The following is a 21,687-nucleotide window of genomic DNA, read 5'->3' on the forward strand; positions in this document are numbered from 1 at the left end:
GACAGACGCGGAGCGGGCGGCCTCGGGTTTCGCTCTCGCCGTCAGGCGGGGACGGTGCACTCGAAGGCGTGGAGATACGCGTTGACCGGGCGGATCTCGCCGATGACCAGACCCGCGTCCGTGAGCCGGTCGACCATGCTCTGCCGGGTGTGCTTCGCACCACCGACGTTGAGGAGCAGCAGCAGGTCCATGGCCGTCGTGAACCTCATCGACGGAGTGTCGTCCACGAGGTTCTCGATCACGACGACACGGGCGCCGGGCAGTGCCGCCTTCCGGACGTTGGCCAGCGCCCTGCGGGTGCTGTCGTCGTCCCACTCGAGGATGTTCTTGATGACGTACACATCCGCACGGACCGGGATGTCCACGCGGCAGTCCCCGGGCACGATGCGGACCCGGGAGCTCAGCGGACCGTCCGCCCGCAGGCGCGGATCGGCGTTCTCCACCACCCTCGGCAGATCGAGCAGGGTCCCGTGCAGGTCGGGGTACTTCTCCAGCAGACTCGCCAGGACGTGCCCCTGACCGCCGCCGATGTCCACGACCGACGACACGCCGTGCAGATCGAGCAGGTCGGCGACGTCCTGGGCCGACTGCCGGCTCGACGTCGTCATGGCCCGGTTGAAGACGTACGCGGACTCGGGCGCGTCCTCGTTGAGGTACGCGAAGAACTCCCTCTCGTACACGTCCTCGAAGACGTTACGGCCGGAGCGCACCGCCTCGTCGAGCTTCGGCCAGACGTCCCACGTCCATGGCTCGGTGCACCACAGCGCGATGTACCGCAGGCTCTGTGGATCGTCCTCGCGCAGCAGCCGGGACATCTCCGTATGCGCGAAGGTGCCGTCGGCGTGCTCGGTGAACACCCCCTGGCAGGACAGCGCGCGCAGGAGCCGCCGCAGGGTCCGGGGCTGGGTCTTCACCGCGGCCGCCAGGTCCTCCACGGTCATGGGAGTGTCTCCCAGGGCGTCAGCCACACCCAGGCGGGCGGCCGCGCGTACGGCGGCGGCGCACGCCGCCCCGAAAACGAGCTCCCGCAGCCGCATCGGCGGCGGGGGAGCCGGATCAACAGTCGTCATCTGTCGCCTTGTCTGTGCAGTGGTGCCGTGGGTGGGGGATGGGAGCCGACCGGTCAGCACATGCCCGCGGGCTCCGAGACCTCGCAGGTGTTGCGGCTGAAGGTGTTGCCCTTGCCGGTGTCCCGGTTGGCCAGGTCGGCCGAGCCGTTGCGCAGCACGACGTTGTCGCGGATCTCGTTGCGTTCGTTGAGGGCGCCCACGAAGCTCTTGAACAGCACGATGCCGCCGGAGAGCGGCGAGGTGCCCACGTTGTCCTCGATCCGGTTCCCCGCCACCAGCGTCTCCTCGGCGCCGGTGAGGACGATTCCCGAGCCCTGCAGGAAGGGCAGCCGGGGGGTCTTGGGACAGTGCTTGTTGTTGGAGTGGATGTAGTTGCGGCGCAGGCTCATCGCCCCGGCGCGCGGGGTGGACTCGTCGCCCACCACGAAGACCGCGGCGCAGTTCCCGGTCGCCTCGTTGCGGTCGACGGTCAGGTTCCGCAGGCGCCGCACGGTGATGCCGATCCGGTTGCCGGAGAGCCGGTTGTGGCTGATCCGGGTCCCCTCGGCGTCGACGGCCCCGGCCTCCGTGTCGGTGGTGTTGGACACGAAGAGTCCGGCGTCCGCGTTGTCCCGGGCGACGTTGTGGGTCAGCACACTGCGGACGGACCTCTCCAGGGCGATGCCCCAGTTGCCGTTCTTCTCGGCCGTCACCCGATGGACCTTCAGGCGGTCGGTCCGCGACGCCCACAGACCGTTCTTGGCGAATCCCTGGAGCGTCAGCGAGCGCACGGTGACGCGCTCGACGGGACTGCCGTCCTTGCCGGTCACGCAGATGCCGTGGCCGGCCTTGGCGCATGCGTCGTCGACGGCGGCCTTGCTGGGCGCGATGACGGTGGGAAAGACGGTCGAGCCCCGCAGGGTCAGGTTCGACGTGGTGATGCGGACGCTCTCACGGTAGGTGCCGGGAGAGAGGACGACGGTGTCCCCCGGCTTCGCGGCGTCCACGGCCTTCTGGATCGATTGGCCGGGCTTCACCCGGTGCACCGTCGAACTGCCGGCCGCCGCGGGGGCGGCGGCGCCCAGTCCAGAGCCCACGAGAGCCACGGTGCAGGCCAGGTAGGCGATCTGTCGTTTGGTCATACGCCGAAGCTATGAGGGGGTGTTCCGGTCTGCCACCGCTGATCCCCCGGGTGGGCTGGATGTCCCCCGGAAGGTCCCCAGGAGCCTTGCCCGCCGGCTCGGACGCTAGCCCGTTCGCCGCTCGGGCGCCGTCGAGCTCGGCGCGGCGTGCGATCCGCTGTGACCTGCGACGACGCGGGCGTCGGCGGAGAAGGGCAACCCGACCGGAGGACACCTGGTCGCGCTTCTCGCGTTGCGGTGGTCCGAGGTGGGCGTTTGCCTCGTGCACGGAGCACAGCACAGGCGCCGCGCAGACAGGCCGGCCGAGAAAGCTCCGTAGAAGGAGAGAAGCATGCGTCTCGCACGTAGCGGTCTGCCGGTCGCCCTGATCGTCGTCGCCCTCACCCTGCCCGCCCAGACCGCCCTGGCCGTCGAAGGGGACTCCGGCTCGGGGAATCCAGCCGCCGGAGCGGCCGCCCCCGGGGAAGCCGCCGGCACCGTCCGGATCAACCCGCAGAAGGCGTTCCCCGGTTCCACCGTCACCGTCAGCACGTCCGCCTGCGGCAAGGAGACCTATGGCAAGGGCGAGTCGGAGGTGGGCGGGAAGTTCCACCTCCTGCCGGGTGACCGGAAGGGCGTCCTGGTGGGCGAGTTCGAGGTGCCGGAGGACGCCGCCTCAGGCACCGACACCGTGACCCTCAAGTGCCCGCCGCGCATCAAGCAGACCATCACGTACCACATCTCCGGCCGCCCGAACGGCGCCGTCGACGCCGGCTTCGGCTGGGCCGCCGGGTCCGAAGGAAGCGGCGGCAACGGCACCCAGCTCGCTCTGGGCGCACTGCTGCTGGGCGGAGCCGCCGCCGGGGGAGTGGTCCACATGCGACGGCGCTCCGCGGGCGCCCGGACCTCGGCCTGACGATACGTCCGCCCCGGCCCGCAGCCCCGGCCCGACCCCGGCCCCCGGCCCCCCGTGAGGAGGCCGGGGGCCGTCGGGGCTCCCGGCACCGAGCAAAGGCATCACCACCATGAGGAAAGGCTCCAGGCCGAAGACCACCGGCACCCCGCCGCGGCGCCCTCCTTCGTTCAAGACGCTCGCCTCGATCGCACTCATCGGATCCCTGCTGCTGGCAGGCGCGCTGCGGGACAACAGCCCCCCGCAGCCCACGGCGACACAGGCCGGCTCGCCGCCCGGAGCACGGACGGCCCCCCGAACCGCACCGAACAGCCCCGGCCCCGCGCCGCTGCCCGCCTCGGACCCGGTACGGATCCGGATCCCGGCCATCGAGGTCGACGCCTTCCTGACCCGCCTGGAGTTGGACGCCGAGGGCACACTGAAACCGCCACCCGTCACCGCCCCCGCCCTGGCCGGCTGGTACGCGGACGGAACCACCCCCGGCTCGCGGGGGACGGCCGTGGTGGCGGGACACGTGGACACCCCTTCCGGCCCGGCCGTCTTCCACCAGCTCGGCGCCCTCGAGAAGGGGGCCGAGATCGCGGTCGACCGCCAGGACGGCCGCACGGCCCTCTTCAAGGTCGACGCGGTGGAGGTCCACGCGAAGGACGACTTCCCCGACGACAAGGTCTACGCCGGCTCCGCCCGCCCCGAACTACGCCTGATCACCTGCGGCGGCAGCTGGTCCAAGAGCACCGGCTACCAGGCCAACACCGTCGTCTACGCGACGATGAACGCGGTGAAGTAGCTCCTCGCGCACGGCCGTTCGCCCGTTCCGCCGAGATCCGAGGCCCGCGGGCGACGCCTCCCCGAGCCTCACGGCGCGGCCCCGGGGCTCGCTGACCGTGCCGGTCGCGGAGTCCTACGGCTCCTCGTCCGCGTCGCGGTCACCGGGCCAGATCGCGATGGCGATCAGGACCACTGCCCAGATGCCGAGCGGTGCGACCGGCCAGTAGTACGTGAACTCACCCTTCCGCAGGCAGCGCACGCCCCAGATGCCCGACATGATCACCAGGCCGCCGAGCCAGTAGCGCCACTCCGCGAGCCATTCGGCGAGGTCCTTGCGGTCCTGCTCCGCACGGGTGGGCTTCGCGGCGGGCAGGTCGGCCGTCAGAGCGGCGAGTTCGGTGGCGGTCCTGGCCGCGACGGCGGCTCCGGCGCGGGTAGCGTGTTCCGGCGGATCGAGCCGGCCCTCGGCGAGGGCGGTGGCGAGGGCGGCGAGCGTCCTGTCCCGGTCCTGGTCCGATATGCGTACGGCAGGCGCGTCGGGACGGCTCCGGTCGTCCATCATCGTGCTCCCCCTTCGTTTAGGATACGACTGTATCTCAAAGAAAGAGGGTGCGTCCGATGCCCAAGATCGTCGACAGGCAGGAGCAGCGCAGGCGGATCGGCGCGGCTCTGCTCCGTCTCGCCGCCGAACAGGGCCTGGATCAGGTCAGTGTGCGCACCGTCGCCGCCGCCTGCGGCCGCTCCGCCGGTGCTGTGCAGAAGTACTTCAGCACCAAGGAGGACATGCTCGTCTTCGCGGCCGAAATGGCCGGTGAGCGCATCGAGGAGCGGATGGCGCTGGTGGACACGGGCCTGCCCCTGCGGCAGGCGCTGCACGAGCTGATCCTCACCACGCTCCCGCTCGACGAGGAGCGCCGCGCCGAGGCCGCGGCCCAGCTCGCCTTCGCCGTCCACGCGGCGCACCATCCCCGCCTCGGGGCCATCCGGCGGCAGGTCGACGATGACGTCAAGCAGGCGCTCGTGGCATGGCTGGAGACCGCCGCGTGCCCCGCGCCGGCCGCGACCGCCGACGCCGTCATCGCACTCTCCGACGGACTGGCGCTACGGATGCTGTACGCCCCCGAACAGCACGCGCCCCTGCTCGCCGCCCTCGACCACGCCCTCGACACGCTGACGGCCGTGGGGCGTCAGGTCGGCGGGGGGTAGGGCAGGGGGTGCCGGGGGCGGGCGTTGCGGCGCTTCGTCTCCCCTTGCGCCCGCTGATCACCGCCCTCCGTCCGGGCGCGGCGAGCGCGGCCGCGGACGCGAGCAGCGAGTCCAACGCTCTCGCTACCTCCGCCGGTGCGCCTCGATGAGGAAGCGCTGCGAGTGGGCCACGAACGGACCATGGCGTTCGATGAAGGAGTGGAGTTCCGCCAGGCGGTCACGGTAGGCGTCCACCGTGAAGCCGGGGACGATCCAGATCACCTTGCGCAGGAAGTGGACCACCGCCGCGATGTCATGGAACTCCATCCGGAGGGCTTCCTGGCGCACGTCGACGACGTCCAGACCCACCGCCTCCGCGGCGGCCACCGTCGCGATCGGGCTCGTACCGGCATAGGTGGTGGTCACCGGCATCGGCCGCGACATCAGCGGCTGAGGCCCCATCATGAACTCGGTCAGTTCCCGCACCGAGCCGGAGCCGACGCATTGGGCCAGATACACGCCGTCCGGACGCAGCACCCGTCGTACCTCGTCCCAGCGGGTCACCACGGGGTGCCGACTGACCACCAGGTCGAACGACTCCTCTGCGAACGGCAGGTCGGCCGCGTCCTCGGTCTCGACGACGGCTGCGTCGAACTTCGCCAGGGTGCGGCGGGCGATCGCGATGTTCGGGGGCCAGGACTCCGTCGCCGCCAGCACCGGCGGGGCGACGGGAACCGACGCCAGCACCTCGCCGCCGCCCGTCTGGATGTCGAGTCCGGCTGCGGCCTTCGCCATCCGCTCGGCGAGCAGCCTCGAGTACCCCCAGGACGGCCGCTGCTCGCCGGCGCGACCGGCGAACCAGGAGAAGTCCCACCCTGCGGTGGGGACGGCCTCGCCTTCCTCCACGAGCTCTTCGAACGTACGCATGGCCTCGAGACTGGCAGGCGAGAGCCGGCGCCCGCATCCGGGTTTCGACGTGAGTCGCAGAGCAGCGTCACGACTCCGTGATCACGGAGCCCATGCCTGCCCTGTCTGCCGGTCGACCTGCCTGCCGCCTGTCCGCGTGATCTCTGAGGGGCACCCAAGCCTTGACGAACCGTCAAGAACGGGAGTCCGGCGTTAACCACGTGTGAACGAGGAATTTCCTACCGACCGGTAGACATGGCGTCGCGCAGGCCCGAATCTAGTCGCGAACATGCCAAACCGTCGTGTTCGCCCAGACCCGTCCCACCGGACGTGTCTCCGTCCACAGGAGATCCCCCACATGCATCGCCACACTCTCGGTGTCAGAACGGCCCTGTCCGCCGCCGCGGCGGTCGGCATCCTGGTCGCGTCCCCGGCCACCGCCTCGGCCGCGCCCGTGTCGGCCCCGGTCGCCGTGACCGCCGCATCCACGGGCGGGGTCGCCGACCTCGCCGGCGTCGACTACGGCACGTGGCGTCGCGACGTCAAGGCCGTCGTCGACACGGCCCGGCCGTACATCGAGCAGCGCACCGCGAACGCCGACGGTGAGAAGCAGGCGATCGTCCTCGACATCGACAACACCTCGCTGGAGACGGACTTCCACTTCTTCCTGCACCTGCCCACCCCGGCCGTCCAGGACGTCCGCGACCTGGCCCGCTACGCCCACTCCCGCGGCGTGGCCGTCTTCTTCGTCACGGCACGCCCCGGCATCATCCACGCCCTCACCCAGTACAACCTGAAGGCCGAGGGCTACCCCGTCTCCGGGCTCTACGTACGCAGCCTGCCCGACCTCTTCGAAGAGGTCAGCACGTACAAGACGGCCAAGCGCGCCGAGATCGAGGCCCGCGGCTACACGATCATCGCGAACATCGGCAACCGCCCCACCGACTTCGTCGGCGGCCACGCCGAGCGGACGTTCAAGCTCCCGGACTACGACGGCAAGCTCTCCTGAACCGACGGGAGCGCCCCGGACCCGCCCGCTCGCGCGGGTGTCCGGTCCGGGGCGCGACCGTACCCCGGGATGACAGCATCCGCCCGAGGAGCCGGTCCCGTACGACGAGCTGATGCCGTGCCACGAGCCCGACCGGTGCGACACCTTGGTGACCAGGCCGTACCCCCACGGCCCGTTGCGCAGCCTCACCGACCCCTGCGCAGCCTCACCGTCCCCTGCGTGGCGTCGTCATCCCCGCAGTCCGGCACCGGCGCCGGACCGGAGCCGTGATCAGCCGGTGGTGAAGAGATGCTCCGGCACGTCGTCGAGGACGAAACCGTTGTCGAGGCGGACGCGGAGCGTCACGCGGTCCTTCTCCCGCTCGTAGTCCTGCCACGCCGGTACCAACGAGGCGATCTGCTCCTCCAGTCGGCCCCTGCTCTCCGTCGGCATCTGGTGGCCGAAGTCCTCGAGGAGCGACGTGAGCCTGAGGTACTCGCGGACCTCATGGCCCTGCTCCTTGCCATGGGAGTCGACCCGCTCGACGGTGCCCTCGATCCCCGCCCCCAGGGAGAGGGAACCGGCGACGGTGCCCTCGCCCGCGGGGGAGTCCTCGGCCGGGGTCACCGTGCCGGTCAGCCTCAGTTCCGCCGCCAGCCGCACCCGGCTGCCCTCGTTCAGCGTCATCGATCTTTCATCGCTCCAGGTCGGTCGGGCCGCGACCCGTACGCCCGAGGCGGCCCGGTTCCTGCCATTAGGCCACAACGGCGCGGCGAGCCGCTCACCACCCGGGGCGCGCGGGTGTTTCGTCCGATACTCACCGTCATGACCGCTCAGCCCGCCGCAGAGTCCGCCCCGACTCCGGACGCCTCCGGAGAGTCCGAACGGCACGCCTCATGGCTGGAGCTGTTCTTCGACCTGATCGCCGTCGCCGGTGTGGCCCAGCTCGCGCACCTGCTGCACGGTGCCCCCGGCCACACCGATCTCGCCCTGTACTGCGTGCTCTACCTGGCGTTCTGGACCGCGTGGATGTGCTTCACGACGTACGGCAACGTGGCGGCCGACAAGGTGCACACCCGCTCCGTGCTCATCGGCATGTTCGGACTCGCGGTGATGCCGCGGCCGTACCGGAGGTGCGCTCGGACCACGCGGACGCCTTCGCCCTGGCCTATGTCCTCGTCCGACTGCTGGCCTCACGGGTGTGGCAGGGGCGCGGCGAGGTCCCCGCGGACTGGCCGATGGCGCAGCTCTCGGCCGGCGTCGTGCCATGGATCGTCTCGGTGTGGGCCGACGAGCCACTCCGGTACTGGCTGTGGGCGGGCGGGCTCGCCATCGATCTGGGCCTCACCTTCGCCCTGTCGAGGAACCAGGTGATGGCGCGGCTCCAGGGGGAGTGGGAGGAGCGGGACCGACGCGACGGGCAGGCCGGCGCCGCCCCGAGGGCGGCCCGATTCGATCCACGCCATCTCGACGAGCGGCTCGGCCTGTTCACCCTGATCGTGCTCGGCGAGGGCATCGCGCAGGGTGTGGACGCGGCCTCGGAGGCCGAGTGGAACACCGAGCTGTGCAGCCTGGCCGTGGGTTCCTTCGCCCTGCTCCTCGCCCTGTGGGCGCTGGCCGTGCGCCGGTCGAGCGGGGTGCCCCTCCTCGGCTTCGGAGTGCTGGCCCCCCGGTTCTCGCTGCCGCTGCACTGCGTGGCGACGGGAGCCCTCGCGTCCCTGGCCGCCGCGCTCGGCGCCGCGGTGGAGCACGCGGAAGGCCGCCTGCCGCACGGGATGCGCTGGCTGATGTGCGGCGCCATCGCCGTGTTCCTGGGCGTCGGCATGCTGGCCGGCGCGCTGTCGGGGAAGGGCGCCCGGTGGATCGTCGCGGTCGGGCTGCCCATGGTCGCGGCGCCGCTGCTCCTCGCCGCCGTCGCCGGACGCTGGGCGCCCGCGAGCCTGGTGTGGGCGCTCGTCCTGGTGGCGCGCTGGAACTGGCTCTACGAGAAGCGCTTCGCGTGAGCCCCGGACGCCGCCCCGCGCCCGGACGCCGCCCCGCGCCCGGACGCCGCCCCGCGCCCGGACGCCGAACGCCTCGCCGGGCCACCGGCACGGCCGTGCCCCGGCGAGGCGTTCCGGCGGGCGGCTTGCCCGCTCGGACGTCCGGTCAGCGGACCCGTCGGGACCCGGCACGCCGAGGAGGGAAGCCGTCGAGGTCTCCCTCCTCGGCGGCGACCGCGTGTCCGAGCAGATGCAGTGGTCCCGCTTCGATGCCGGCCTCCTCCATGCCGCGCCAATGCGCCAATGCGAGCCGGGCGTCCACCAGGCCGTGGACCAGGGGGAGTTCGGGGTGCGCCGCATGGAGCAGGGACTCCAGACGGCACGATGCGATCGTGCCCGGAAGCCATGTCTGCGCGGCGTACCCCGCCGCCGCGGCCGGCGGCAACCACGGAGCCGTCCGGCGCTCCACGGACCCGACGGACAGCAGACCGCCGCCGACGATCAGGACATCGCGCCGCTCCCGCATCCGGGCCAGGGCCGCCCCGGTGTCGAAGCAGTGCGGGAACGAGTCGTCGACGACGATCGCACCGGCCCGCAGCCTCGACACGTCGAGCACCGCGCCGCCCCCGCTCACGGCGGTGATCAGGAGACCGGCCTCGTACACGGCGGCCGGCAGCGTCGGGCCGGACTCGTGGACCTCCACGTTCCGGGCCAGACCCCGAGCGACCAGGTCATCCGCCAGCCTCCGCAGCCGTGGCACGCTGCCGGCGACATCGCACAGGAGCAGCCGGGCGGGCGGCTCGGACGCGAGGGTCAACAGCAGTTCGAGGGACGAACTGCCGATGGAGCCCAGACCGGCCACGGCGACGACGAGGTCGCCGAGTTCACGGCCGGCCCTGGCCAGCGCGGCGTGGACGGTCTTGACCACGGACACCGCCGTCGCCGCGTGCCCCGTGGTGAGGGCCGTCTTGGCCGGGGTGCCGGTGTCCGACTCGCGCAGGACCTCGAAGCCGTACGCGGTCAGGGACGGGATCATGCCCGCGAGCGAGACGCAGCGAGCGCCCAGCGACGACGCGTAGGCGACGGCCCGGGCCGTACGGTCCGCGAGGTCGGACGTCGACGCGAGCTCGTCGGCGAACAGCGGGAGGCACACGAATCCGGACCGACCCATAGGCGTGCCGATCTCCTCCACGAGCCGCGGCTGCCCTTCGGGGAAGAGCAGCCGGCGGAGGTGCTCACGCGACACCGTCCCGGCCGCGGCTCCTCCGAGGCCGGCGACTGCCGCGAGCTGACCGGGCGGGGGCAGGTAGCCGACGAGCGCGGAGTCCAGGACGCCGACGGCGGGCGAGGGTTCCTGCTCCGCCGCGCGCCCGATCGCGACGCGGGAACGCGGCGCAGTGGCCGGTGCGTCGTCCGCTGCCGCGGCCATCGCGCTCCGCAGCGCGCCGGTGAACCGGGCGAAGGCCGACTCGTCCGGGAAGGCGGCGGTGGACGCGCGCAGCGTCACCCGCAGCCCTCCATCGCCGATCGGGCGCACCGCCAGGAACGTGTCCGTCCCCACCGGAGGCGGGGCGAGGACGGCGTCGCCGTCGTCCCACCTCAGGCTCAGTGTGTCGCCGCTCAGCGGACCGAGGGCCGAGAAGTCCAGGAAGGTGAAGAAGAACTGGGCGGCCGGCGGCAGCCCGACTTCCCTCGGGGACGCGTGGACTCCTTGCCCACGGGCCACCTCCACCGCGTCCACCACGGCGCGAAGGTCCTCGGCGAACGTGCGGCCCGGCCTCCCCTCACCCCCCGACGGAGCCGGCCGCACCGGCACGGCCGCGGCGAACGGGCCGAACACCAGATGGGCGTCGGGCCGCGCGTCGTCGTCGCGGCCCGAGACCGCAAGTCCGAGGATCAGATCCTCCTGCCCGGTCGTGGCGGCCAGCGTCCGGTAGTACGCGGTGAGGACCGGGGCGAAGAGCGTCGTACCCGCCGCGGTGGCCATCCGGCGCAGGGCGCCGACCTGGTCCTCGCCCAGGGTGAACCCGATGGATCGGTACGGGGGTGCCCCAGGATCCTTGTCGGGCGTGGCGGGCGTGGGCCTGCCGAGGACCGGGCGCCGATAGGGCGCGCCGAGTCGGGCCTTGACGGTTTCGCCGGACGACGCCACGCGTTCCTGAAGGGCCACGTGGTCCCGGAAGGTGGCGCGCAGCGGCGGGAGTTCGGCCGGCTCGCCGCGTACGACACGGTCGTAGACGGCGAGCAGCTCCCGACCGAGCAGCGCCACGCTGTAGCCGTCGCCGATCAGGTGATGGGCGTGGACGACGAGCGCGTGCTCGTCGGGCCCCAGCGTGAGCAGCCGCAGTCGCAGCAGGGGCCACGCCCAGGGCTCGAAGCGGCGCTCCCGCTCCTCGGCGATCCGTGACGGGAGGAGTCCCGGTTCGGAGAGGGTCTCGAAGTCGACCGGGAGCCGCAGGGTGGGCGGAAGCTCCTGCTGGACCGGCGGACGCGAGCCGGCGGGGAACACGGTCCGCAGCATCGGGTGGCGTACGACGCAGGCGTCGACGGCCCGCTGGAACACCTCGGGTCGCAGCGGTCCGTCGACCCGCAGACAAGCGAGCCACGCCGTGTGGGAGCCCGGTGCCATGGCCTCGGCGAGGAGGAATCCGCGCTGGGAGGGGGCGAGGGGGAACGGTGACGGACCGCGTGGGTGGACGTCGTCGCGACCGAGTCGGCCCTGTGTGTCGGCCGGTCCTTCGGCGGGGGCGTCGGCAGGACGGTCGTCGGCGACGCCGTCGATCGCCGCCGCGAGGGCGGCCAGGGTGCGGTGGTCGTACACGGCCGTGGGCCTCGGCAGCACCGGGATCTTCTCCCGCAGCCGCGCGAACACCTGGAGGACGAGCAGGGAGTCGCCGCCCAGGGTGAAGAAGTCGTCCTCGCGCCGGATCTCCTCGCTGTCGAGGAGCTCGGACCAGACACCGGCCAGGAGGACCTCGGTCGGCGTCACCGGGAGAGTCCCCGGCGCCGGGGCGTCCGTCGGCTCCCCGAAGCCGGGCGCGGGCGCAGGCGCGGGCGTGGGCGTGGGCGTGGGCGCGGTGAGCGCGGCGCGGTCGATCTTTCCGGTCCCGGTCAGAGGGAGTTCGTCGACCAGGTGGATCCGGGCCGGGAGCATGTACTCCGGAAGCGTCCGTGCCAGATGCGTGCGCAGAGCCGTGGAATCCGGAGCCGCGACGCCCGGCCGACACTCGACGAAGGCGCTCAGCCGTTCGTCACCGTGCACCACGGCGGCACGCGCGACCGCCGGATGCGTCAGCAGCACCGACTCGATCTCGCCCGGTTCCACCCGGTGCCCGCGGACCTTCACCTGGTCGTCGAGCCGTCCGAGGAACTCGAGGACGCCTTCCGCGTCGCGCCGGACCCGGTCGCCGCTGCGATACCAGCGGCGCCCGTCGCGCACGATGAACGCGGCGGCGGTCAGCTCGGGTTCGTGGAGGTAGCCGGGCGTGAGCCCCACACCTGCGATGAGCAGCTCGCCGGGCTCGCCCGGTGCGCAGCGCCGCCCGTCCGCCGCCACCACGTCGACCTCCGTGCCGGTGAGGGGCGTGCCGATGGGCAGCGTCCGTACGTCGTCGGAGGGGCGGCCGTCGATGATGTGGAACGTGGCGTTGATGGTGGACTCGGTGGGCCCGTACAGGTTGGCGATCCGGTGCCCGGGACCGAACAGGTCGTACCAGCGGCGGACATGGGCGGGCGGGAGCGCCTCCCCGCCCACGTGGATCCAGCGCAGCGCCGACAGGTCCGGTGCCTGTGCGCCGTCCCGTACGCGGGTCTCGGCGGCCTCGAGGAGCCGGGACCACAGGCTCGGGACCGAACTCCACACCGATATCCGGGCCTGCTCGACCCGGTCGAGCAGCGCTTCGGGATCCCGGAGCAGCCGGCGGGGGAGGGTGACCACCGTGGCCCCGACGAGGAGCGGTGCGAGGAGTTGACGTACCGACGCGTCGAAGCACAGGGACGCCGTCTGGGCGAGCCGGTCGCCCTCGCCGTACCCGAACGTGGCCAGTGCCCAGTCGAGGTAGTTGGTCATCGAACGACGGGTGATCGGCACCGCCTTCGGGCGCCCCGTGGAGCCCGAAGTGAAGATCACGTAGGCGAGGGAGTCGGGGCCGGGCGCCGGAACCTCCGTGCGGGACCACTGTCCGGCGGGAGCGGACGACGGGCCGTCGGCCGTGACGAGCGTGATGCCGGCGGCCTCGGCGAGCTGGGTCGCCGAAGCGAGGGTGGCCGTATGGCAGACGAGGGCGCGGGTACGGGAACGCTCCAGCTGGTCGGCCAGACGGGCGGGGGGATGGGCGGCGTCCAGCGGCACCCAGCCCGCACCGGCCCGCAGGATCCCGACCACACTCGCCACGGTGTCGCCGCCGGGTTCGGTCAGAAGTCCCACCAGGTCACCCGGGACGACGCCGTGGGCGCGCAGCCGGGAGGCGAGTGAGGCGGACGCCCGGTCCAGTTCGGCATAGGTCAGGACGCCGCCGTCGCCGGTGTCGACGGCCACCGCGTCCGGCGTCGCGCGGAACTGCGCGCGGAGCCGGGCGACGATGTCGGGACGCGCGCCGGACGGCTCGTGGGAGAGAACAGGGATCCGCGCGGCGGCAACGGGTGCCGCGACCGCCTCGCCGAGCCGTGCGGCCCGCGCGGGCTTGGCGGCCTCGGCGAGCTCGGCCAGGTGCTCGTCGGCGAGCCGGGCGACCGTGGCCCGGTCGAAGAGCCGGGCCGGGAAGTTCCAGGAGAACGACAGCTCCCCGTCCGACTCCCAGCACAGCAGGCCGAGCCGGGTGGCGGCGGAGGCCGTTCCGGCGGAGGTCGGGCGGACCTCCACGGGGCAGTCGGGGTCGAGGGAGACCGGGAACCGCGCGAAGCTGAACGACGCGGGCGCTGCCGTACGCGGTCCCGCCCCGTCCGCAGGCAGGAGCCGCGCGAGGTCCAGACTCGTGAGCCGGCCGTGCCGCTCGGCCTCCGGCCACGCGTCGCGCAGCCGTACGGCGAGCGTGTGCACCGAATCGTCCCGGCCGACGCGCACGGGGACAGGGAGGGTGTCGGCCAGGGGGCCGACGAGCCGGTCGATGCCGGGCAGCCTCGTCTCGCGGCGGGCCCGCGCGACATTGACGGACACGTCCTCCCGGCCGCCGCCCCAACGTGACAGGCAGCGTGCGTACGCCGCGAGCAGCAGATGGAACAGGGACACGTCGTGCGCGGCGGCCACTTCGCGCAGCGCGGCCGACAGACCGGGGCCGGGGGCCACCTGGTGGGCGAGGAGCGGGGGTTCGGGGTGAGCCAGTGGGTCGCCGTCGTACGAAAGCGCGAGCGGTTCGCCCCCGCGGGCGAGCACCTCACGCCAGTACGCCCTGTCCTCGGCGAGGGCGGCCTCCGAACGCTCCGCCCGTTCGTGCGCGGCGTAGGCGGCGAAGTGGGTGGTGAGCGTGGGGAGTTCAGGGGAGCGCCCCTGTGAGAGGGCCGTGTACAGGGCCCAGAGTTCCTCGCCGAGGATGTTCAGGCTGAAGCCGTCGGCGGCGGCGTGATGCACCACGAGTACGAGCCGGGCGGAGCCCGGGGCGCCGGTACGGGCGAGCACGGCGCGCACGGGAGCCTCGGCGGCGAGGTCGAACGGGCGGTTGCACAAGGCCTCTTCGAGCTGCTCCACCTCCTCCTCGACGGAGCGGATACCGGGCAGATCACCGACCTCGTACCAGTCGGGTATCCGTGCGCGGCCAGAGGGAACGGCCGCCTGCGTGGGCGCCGGCTGCCCGGGGTGGACCCGGACACGGAGCATCGGGTGACGGTCGGCGAGCAGGCCGAGCGCCACGCCGAGGAGATCGGGGTCGAGGGGGCCGCGCACGTCCTGTGTCACATACCCGTAGGCGGCGACGTCCGGGTACAGCCCGCCCTGGGTGTGGAAGGCGAGCTGGACCGGTGTCAGGGAGAAGGGGAGGCCGTCGTCGGCCGCCGTCCCGGTCGGTGCCGCCGCGGAGGCCTCGGGCTCGTGGGAGCGGAGTCGGCGGGCGAGCTCGCCCAGGGTGCGGTGCTCGAAGAACAGCGTGATGGGGAGGGAACGGTCGAGCTCCTTCTCCAGCCGCTTGACGAGATCGACGGCCATGAGCGAGTCCAGGCCCAGGCCGAGCAGCGGCACGTCGTCCCCGAGTTCGGCCGGGGGCACGTGGAGAGCCTCGGAGAGGAGCCGCCGCAGGACGTCCGACAGTCCGGTCGCGTCCTCGGCGCGTACCGCGCTCGTCTCTGACGCCGTCGACGGGGGCCGGACGTTCGCAGACGCGGGTACGACGACATCGGCCGGGGTACGACGGGTGTCACCCGGCCCCAGGTCGGCGATCATCACCTGCGCGGCGTCGATGCCGCAGGCCCGGCGCAGTGCCTCCAGCGCCACGCCGGTGGCCAGCGGCGCGGGCCCGCGCCCGGCCCCGGGCGCCGCGCCCGACGCGAGGGTTCGCGTACCGGCCCTGCGTCCCGCGCCGGAGAAGCCTCCCGTACCGCCGGGGCTGCCCGCGTCGGAAGGGAGTCCCGTACCGCCGGGAAGGCCCGTACGCGCGAGGAGTCCCGTATCGGCGAACGCCGCGAAGTTGACCGCCAGCCATGGCCGGCCGGCCGCGCGCTCGGCGGCGGCGAAGGCGTCGAGATGGGCGTTGGCGGCGGCGTAGTCGCCGATGGCCCCCGCCAGGCCCGGCAGCACCGACGCGACCGAGGAGAACGCCACGCACAGGGCCGGGCGCAGGTCGTGCTCGCGGAGTCCGCGCGCGAGCAGCGCCGCGCCGCGCGTCTTGGCGGCCAGGACCTCGGCCACCTCCTCGGGCGTCTTCGCCCGCAGAGTGCCGGGGCGGACCACCCCAGCCGCATGCACCAGCACGTCGAGACGCGGCAGACCCGCGAGCAGCGCATCGACGTCGGCCTCGCGGGAGACATCGGCGGCGCGGTACTCCACGGTGGCGCCGAGCGCCCGGAGTTCGCCGAGGAGCCCGTCCGGCGACACGGTCGAGCGACCCGTCAGCACCAGGGTCGGCCGGCCCCGGCCCGCGAGGTCACGGGCCAGTGCGCCACCGACCCCTCCGGCGCCCCCGGTGATCAGATACACGCCGTCGGCCGGAAGCGCCGCCTCCCGTGCCGTCGCGACCGGTTCGGAGGTCCGGCCGAGGCGTCGCCCGGCCCGCCAGGCGATGGCTGTTCGGACGAGGTCGTCGCCGTGCGACGCAGGGCGCGCGGCGAGTTCGTGGTCGAGCGCGTCGAGACGCGCGTCGACGTCGTCCACGGAGGACAGGTCGACGCTGTGCGCCGCGACACCGGACAACTCCTGGGGCAGCGCCAGGGCCAGCCCGGTCAGGACCGCCTGCGCGGGGCGCGGACGTTCCGCAGCGGCGCCGGTGACATGGACGTCCTCGGTGACGACGAGCACGCGCGGGCGATGGCGCGCGAGGTCCGGAAGCAGGTCCTGGAGCTCGGTCACCATGGCGCGGTGCGCCGCGTCGAGCGCGTCGGCGGAGTCGGGCTCCACCGCCTCACCCGCGAGCAGCACGGCCGCTGTCGGGGCCGGCGTTCCGTCGGGCATCGGCTCCCCGGCCCGCCGGACCGTGACACCCCTCGCCGCGAGCCGGTCCGCGAACGCGCGGGCGAGCGGCGAGTCGGGGCCGGCCAGCAGGACGGTACGCGGCCCCGAGCCGACGGTCAGCGGGGCGTCGTCCCACACGAACCGGTGCAGCATCGGGCGTGGCCGGGCAGTGGCGGCAGGCCAGTGGCGGCGCCGCTGGAAGGGATACGTCGGTACGGAGATCCGGGCCCGTCCGGAGTCCATGGCCGTACGGTCCAGGGGCACGCCCCGCTGCCAGAGCCGACCCACGGTCCCCAGCAGCCCCCGCGCACCGTCGCGGTCCCCGGCCGCGAGCGCGAGCGCCCCGGCTCCGCGTGGGTGAGCCGCCGCCACGGCGCGCACGGTCCCGCACAGGGCTCCGGCGCCGAGCTCCACGAAGGTGTCGTACCCGTCGCCGAGCAGCCGGTCCACGGCCGCGCCGAAGCGGACCGGCTGCCGGGCGTGGTTCCGCAGATACGCGGGGTCCAGGACCGGTTGCCACGCGGCGGTGACCGTACTGATCAGCGGTGTCACGGACGGCCGGAGCGCGAGGTCTCCGGCGGCCTCCGCGAGCGGGTCGAGGGCAGGATCCATCAGGGGCGAGTGGAACGCCCGGGACACCCCGAGCCTGCGTGCCGCGATCCCCCGGGCGGACAGCTCGGCGACCGCTCGGTCGACGGCGGCCTCCGTCCCGGCCAGGACGACCTGGTCCGGACCGTTCACCGCGGCCACACTCAGCGCGCCCCGGGCGTCGGCCACCAGAGCGGTGACCGTCTCCTCGTCGCAGCGCACCGCCGCCATGGCGCCGGGGGCGCAGAACTCCGCCATCAACCGGCCGCGTTCGGCGGCGAACCGTACGGCGTCGCCGAGCGAGAGCGTCCCGGCGACGCACGCGGCGGCGATCTCTCCGACACTGTGCCCGGCGACCGCGTCCGGCGTGATCCCCCACGCCCGTATCTGGCGGGCGAGCGCGACCCCGTAGGCGACCAGGAGCGGCTGGGCGATGTCGGTCCCGGCGAACGCGTCGTGCGACACGTCGGGGTCGAGGCACCAGCCGGCGAGACTGCGCCCGCCGATCCTGCCGACGTGATCGGACGCCTCGTCGAGCGTCTCCCGGAACGCGGGCGCGTCCGCGTAGAGGGCCCGGGCCTGACCGTGCGGGCGCACGCCCTGCCCGGGCAGGAGGAGGACGAGACGCGCCCGGGAGCGAACGGTGGCGCCGATCGGCGCCACCGGGTCGCCTGCCTCGTCGTCGCGTCCGGTGATGTCCTCTACGCAGCCGGCGCGTTCGGTGCTGTCGTGCACAGCCGCTCGGCGTGAGCCGACGTGGCGCGAAGCGTCGTCGCGTACGGCGTCGAGCCGGGCCGTGAGATCGCCCTCCGCGACGAGGGCGAGACGGTCGGGTCCCTCGTCGCGGGCCGAGGCGACGGCGGCGCAGACATCGCCCTCGTCGAGACCGGGGTTGTCCCGCAGATGGTCCGCGAGACCGGCAGCGGCAGCCCGCAGCGCGGTCGTCCCGTGCGCCGACAGGGTGAGCAGCCGTGGACCGTCCGAGGGCGTCCGATTCCTCTGGGGCCGGGCGGGTGCCTCCTCCAGTACGGCATGGGCGTTGGTGCCGCCGAAGCCGAACGCGTTGACCCCCGCGACCAGCGGGCCGGGAGCCTCCCAGTCCCGTACCTCGTCCACCAGGGCGAAACCGGAGGCTGTCAGATCGAGCGCGGGGGCGGGCACCGTCCGCAGCGGGGACGGCGGCAACTGCCGCCGCCCGAGCGCGAGGACGACCTTCACCAGACTCGGCATACCGGCCGCGTTGAGCAGATGCCCGACGTTGGCCTTGACCGAGCCGAGCAGCCGGAGCCGTCCGTCGGCGCGCGGCGGAAAGGCGTGCGCGAGCGAGCGCACCTCGACCGGGTCGCCGATCGGGGTACCGGTGCCGTGCGCCTCCACGTACGACACGCTCTCGGGATCGATGCCCGCGTCGCGGTACGTCCGCGTGATGACGTCACGCTGTGTCAGGGGATTGGGCGCCATCAGGCTCAGCGAGCGTCCGTCGTTGTTCACTGCGGTGCCGCGGAGGACCGCGAGGACCGGATCACCGGCCCGCTCCGCCTCGTCGAGACGGGTCAGGACGAGCGCCGCGCCGCCCTCCCCGGGGACGAAGCCGTCGGCGGCCGCGCCGAACGCGTGACAGCGGCCGGTCGGGGAGAGCGCCTGAGCCTTCTCGAGCAGGGCGTACCCGGTCGGCGTCAGATTGAGGTGTACGCCGCCGACGACGGCGATGTCGCACTCACCGGCCTGGAGGCTGCGGCGTGCGAGATGCAGCGCGACCAGCGCCGAGGAGCACGCGGTGTCGACCGCGAGTGCGGGCCCGGTCAGATCCAGGCAGTGCGCGACGCGGGCGGCGAGCATGTTGGGGAGGTTCCCGGTCAGCGCCGCGACGGGCAACTCGCCTTCTGGGCAGGTCTGGTCGAGCACCTTCCGATAGCCGCTGTCACCGGCGGCGACGAACACGCCCACCCGGCGCCCGTGCCGGCGCGGGCCCGCGTACCCGGCCCGCTCCAGCGCCTCGTGGGCGAGTTCCAGGAGGATCCGCGCCTGGGGATCGGTCGCCAGGGCCTCCTCCTGGCCGATGCCGAAGAATCCGGCGTCGAAACCGGCCGGCTCGTCGAGGAACGCGCCCCACCGGGCGTGAGCGTCCGAGGGCTCCGCCCACCGCCCGTCCGGTACACCGGTGACGGCGTCGTAGCCTTCGACGAGCCGGTCCCAGAACGCCTCCGGGGACTCGGCGCCGGGGAATCGGCAGGCGAGGCCGGAGACGGCGACCGCGGACTCGGCGCCACGGACGGGCTCCGGGCGGGGAGTGCGTGAGGGGGACTCGTCCGTCTGCGGGCGGCGCGAAGGGGAGCCCGTCGGAGTGTCCGCGGTGAGGATGAGCCCGGTGAGCGCGGACACCGTGGCGTGGTCGCGTATGTCGGACGGGCGCAGCGGTATGCCGAACGCGTCCTCCAGGGCGGCCAGTACCTCCATGGCCTTGAGCGACGAGCCCCCGAGCGCGCGGAAGTCGTCGTGGGGGGCGATCTCCTCCACCGCCAGCCCGAGCGCCCGGGCCCAGACCCGGAGCACGACGGCCTCGACGTCCCGTCGAGACCGGGGCGCGGCCGGTGGCTTGTCGCCCGGCCGCGCGTGGCGGTCACCGATGGCGTCCGCGCCGACGATGCCCCCTGCAGGGGTGGTTCGCTCCGGACCGGTCGGGACGGTGGGGCCGGCGGAGTCGGCCCCTGCCCCCGGCAGGGATCGGTCCCCGAACACCCCCACAGCCCCCCGCTCCGCGATCTGCGGATACTCGCCGTCCTCGAAGCGGTCCCGAAGCACCCCTCGCCGGACCTTTCCGCTGGTCGTGCGCGGGAACGCGCGTACGGGCACCGCCAACACCCGTACGTCGTCGTGCCCCAGGGCCTCGCGGACCCGCACCGCGACCTCGCGCAGCGACGCGGCGGTCACGGCGGCAAGGGGTGGCGCGGGTGCGAGGAAGACGACCACCCGCTCGCCGCCGCCCGCCGGATCGGTGGAGCCCACGACCGCGACGGGGCACCGCCCGAGACCGGGCGCGCCCGCGGCCACCTCTTCGAGATCCGCCGCGTGGAACGTCCGCCCGTCGACGAAGACGACGTCCTTGGACCGGCCCGTCACACAGAGCCGCCCCTCGCGCAGGAAACCCATGTCGCCGGTGCGCAGCCACCCGTCGACGAACGCGTCCGCCGTCGCCTCCGGAGCACGGTGATAGCCCCGGGCCACCTGCGGGCCCCGCACCTCGATGTGACCGACCCGGCGATCCCCGACGGCCTCGCCCGCGTCGTCGGTGATCCGGACGACGCAGCCGTGCACAGGGCTTCCCACGTCCATCAGCTCGACCGCGTCCGGGCTTCCGGGCGCGGTGTCCACGGCCAGCCCCCGGCTGAGCGCCGACCGGTCCAGGGCGAGCGGTCGAGCCACCTCACCGGGCAGCGGGAACGTCACGGCCAGGGTGGCCTCGGCGAGTCCGTACACCGGCTGTGGCGCGCTCGCGGCGAGCCCTGTGGGCCGCATCCGCCGGACGAAGGCGCGCCACACGGTGGGGGAGATCGGCTCCGCGCCCACCAGGATCATCCGTACACATGTCAGGTCGAGACGGGCGAGCGTGTCCTGCGGCACGCGTCGTTCGACGAGGGCCAGGGCGAAGTTGGCGGCGGAGAGCAGGGTCGCCCGGTGTCGTGCCGCCGCCTCCAGCCACCGCGCGGGCCGCTTGGCGAACGTCAGGGGTTCGAGCCGGACCTGCTTGATCCCCGCCGACAGCGGGACGAGGTGGGTGCCGATCAGCCCCATGTCGTGGAAGTACGGCATCCAGGTGGCCAGTACGTCCTCGGAACGGATGCCGGCCGCGGCGCGGATCTGCGCCAGATTGGCCAGCACGGCCGCATGCGTCAGTTCGACCCCCTTGGGCGCCCCCGTGCTGCCCGAGGAGAACTGCAGGAACGCCACGTCGTCAGGCGTTCGCCTCGGCAGCCGCCGCGGCGCGGGACGGTCCCGCAGCGCGTCGAGCGTCAGGGGGCGTACGGAGTCGGGCAGGGTGTCGAGCAGCGGCGCGGTGGACGGGCCGAAGGCCACCGGAGGCCGGCCGAGGAACTCCCAGACGGGCCGCACCCGCCGTACGTCCGGGGCGAGCGGCACCGGTACGAGTCCGGCGGCGACGGCGCCCCAGAAGAGCGGCAGGAACTCCTCGCTCCGGTCCGCCGGCAGCACCACGTGGTCTCCCGGAGCGAGACCCGCGTCGAGGAACCCTCCGGCGACGCGCAGCGCGTCGGAGAGCAGCGCGCGATGGGTGACGACGCGTTCGCCGCCGTCTCCGCGCACATGGACGATGCCCTGGTCGGGCGCGGCTTCGGCCGCGCCGGTCAGCACGTCCAGCAGCACCGTCTCGCTGTTTCCCCGCATCAACGCCCCCGTGGATCTGCCCGGCGGCGGGCCGCCCCACGGTACGCGCGAGAGCGACCGCCCCCGGTCCGGTCTGTTCTGCCGGTAATGATGACCGATCTTCGTTTCGCCGCGCGGCGGGGTCCTGCGGTGCGGTCCGGTCGTCGCCGGCGCGGGGCGTCGACCCGGGTCCCGGACGCGCCAGGACCGCGG

10 protein-coding genes and 1 pseudogene are annotated in these 21,687 nt (G+C 73.5%); 5 read left to right on the plus strand and 6 right to left on the minus strand.

Annotation, left to right across the window (positions count from 1 at the left end; translation table 11 throughout):
* Positions 1-41: 41 nt before the first annotated feature.
* Positions 42-1,070 carry a methyltransferase gene (locus ACFQ7Q_RS33025; RefSeq protein ID WP_383561654.1) on the minus strand — a complete coding sequence of 343 codons (1,029 nt, stop codon included), beginning with the start codon at positions 1,068-1,070 and terminating at the stop codon, positions 42-44.
* Between the two features lie 53 nt (positions 1,071-1,123).
* Entirely contained in the window at positions 1,124-2,191 is a 1,068-nt protein-coding gene (locus ACFQ7Q_RS33030; protein ID WP_383561656.1) for a nitrous oxide reductase family maturation protein NosD, read from the minus strand.
* 331 nt (positions 2,192-2,522) lie between these two features.
* On the opposite strand from ACFQ7Q_RS33030, the gene ACFQ7Q_RS33035 reads away from it, so the two are divergent.
* Both ACFQ7Q_RS33035 and ACFQ7Q_RS33040 read left to right on the plus strand, forming a co-directional pair.
* Positions 2,523-3,086 (plus strand): sortase, encoded by a 564-nt coding sequence (locus ACFQ7Q_RS33035; RefSeq protein WP_383561658.1) that lies wholly within the window; start codon positions 2,523-2,525, stop codon positions 3,084-3,086.
* A gap of 109 nt (positions 3,087-3,195) precedes the next feature.
* On the plus strand, positions 3,196-3,870 hold the full coding sequence (locus tag ACFQ7Q_RS33040) for a class F sortase (RefSeq protein WP_383561660.1): 675 nt from the start codon (positions 3,196-3,198) through the stop codon (positions 3,868-3,870).
* A gap of 114 nt (positions 3,871-3,984) precedes the next feature.
* Here the strand turns inward: ACFQ7Q_RS33040 and ACFQ7Q_RS33045 are convergent, their stop codons facing one another.
* The gene (locus ACFQ7Q_RS33045) at positions 3,985-4,413 is read right to left on the minus strand and encodes a DUF1707 domain-containing protein (protein WP_383561662.1); all 429 of its coding nucleotides are present in this window, start codon (positions 4,411-4,413) and stop codon (positions 3,985-3,987) included.
* Between the two features lie 56 nt (positions 4,414-4,469).
* On the opposite strand from ACFQ7Q_RS33045, the gene ACFQ7Q_RS33050 reads away from it, so the two are divergent.
* Positions 4,470-5,057, plus strand: coding sequence for a TetR/AcrR family transcriptional regulator (locus ACFQ7Q_RS33050; RefSeq protein WP_383561664.1), 588 nt, complete (start codon positions 4,470-4,472; stop codon positions 5,055-5,057).
* A 123-nt stretch (positions 5,058-5,180) separates the two neighbouring features.
* Here the strand turns inward: ACFQ7Q_RS33050 and ACFQ7Q_RS33055 are convergent, their stop codons facing one another.
* Positions 5,181-5,963, minus strand: coding sequence for a class I SAM-dependent methyltransferase (locus ACFQ7Q_RS33055; RefSeq protein WP_383561666.1), 783 nt, complete (start codon positions 5,961-5,963; stop codon positions 5,181-5,183).
* Positions 5,964-6,300: 337 nt separating this feature from the next.
* Between ACFQ7Q_RS33055 and ACFQ7Q_RS33060 the strand changes: the two genes are divergently transcribed.
* Positions 6,301-6,951, plus strand: a complete 651-nt coding sequence (locus ACFQ7Q_RS33060) for an HAD family acid phosphatase (RefSeq protein ID WP_383561668.1) — start codon at positions 6,301-6,303, stop codon at positions 6,949-6,951.
* Positions 6,952-7,221: 270 nt separating this feature from the next.
* On the opposite strand, the gene ACFQ7Q_RS33065 is transcribed toward ACFQ7Q_RS33060, so the two are convergent.
* Positions 7,222-7,617 carry a hypothetical protein gene (locus tag ACFQ7Q_RS33065; RefSeq protein WP_383561669.1) on the minus strand — a complete coding sequence of 132 codons (396 nt, stop codon included), beginning with the start codon at positions 7,615-7,617 and terminating at the stop codon, positions 7,222-7,224.
* Between the two features lie 138 nt (positions 7,618-7,755).
* On the opposite strand from ACFQ7Q_RS33065, the pseudogene ACFQ7Q_RS33070 reads away from it, so the two are divergent.
* Positions 7,756-8,933 (plus strand): annotated as a pseudogene (locus ACFQ7Q_RS33070) (low temperature requirement protein A).
* A gap of 145 nt (positions 8,934-9,078) precedes the next feature.
* On the opposite strand, the gene ACFQ7Q_RS33075 reads toward ACFQ7Q_RS33070, so the two are convergent.
* On the minus strand, positions 9,079-21,495 hold the full coding sequence (locus tag ACFQ7Q_RS33075) for an amino acid adenylation domain-containing protein (RefSeq protein ID WP_383561671.1): 12,417 nt from the start codon (positions 21,493-21,495) through the stop codon (positions 9,079-9,081).
* Between the last annotated feature and the right edge of the window lie 192 nt (positions 21,496-21,687).

This window comes from Streptomyces sp. NPDC056527 (assembly GCF_042794475.1).
In the GTDB taxonomy this organism is placed as follows: Bacteria; Actinomycetota; Actinomycetes; order Streptomycetales; family Streptomycetaceae; genus Streptomyces.

Coding starts and splice junctions, on each gene's coding strand:
- ACFQ7Q_RS33060 (WP_383561668.1), top strand. CDS start 6,301: ATGCATCGCCACACTCTCGGTGTCAGAACGGCCCTGTCCGCCGCCGCG.
- ACFQ7Q_RS33055 (WP_383561666.1), bottom strand. CDS start 5,963: ATGCGTACGTTCGAAGAGCTCGTGGAGGAAGGCGAGGCCGTCCCCACC.
- ACFQ7Q_RS33025 (WP_383561654.1), bottom strand. CDS start 1,070: ATGACGACTGTTGATCCGGCTCCCCCGCCGCCGATGCGGCTGCGGGAG.
- ACFQ7Q_RS33035 (WP_383561658.1), top strand. CDS start 2,523: ATGCGTCTCGCACGTAGCGGTCTGCCGGTCGCCCTGATCGTCGTCGCC.
- ACFQ7Q_RS33040 (WP_383561660.1), top strand. CDS start 3,196: ATGAGGAAAGGCTCCAGGCCGAAGACCACCGGCACCCCGCCGCGGCGC.
- ACFQ7Q_RS33065 (WP_383561669.1), bottom strand. CDS start 7,617: ATGACGCTGAACGAGGGCAGCCGGGTGCGGCTGGCGGCGGAACTGAGG.
- ACFQ7Q_RS33030 (WP_383561656.1), bottom strand. CDS start 2,191: ATGACCAAACGACAGATCGCCTACCTGGCCTGCACCGTGGCTCTCGTG.
- ACFQ7Q_RS33045 (WP_383561662.1), bottom strand. CDS start 4,413: ATGATGGACGACCGGAGCCGTCCCGACGCGCCTGCCGTACGCATATCG.
- ACFQ7Q_RS33050 (WP_383561664.1), top strand. CDS start 4,470: ATGCCCAAGATCGTCGACAGGCAGGAGCAGCGCAGGCGGATCGGCGCG.
- ACFQ7Q_RS33075 (WP_383561671.1), bottom strand. CDS start 21,495: ATGCGGGGAAACAGCGAGACGGTGCTGCTGGACGTGCTGACCGGCGCG.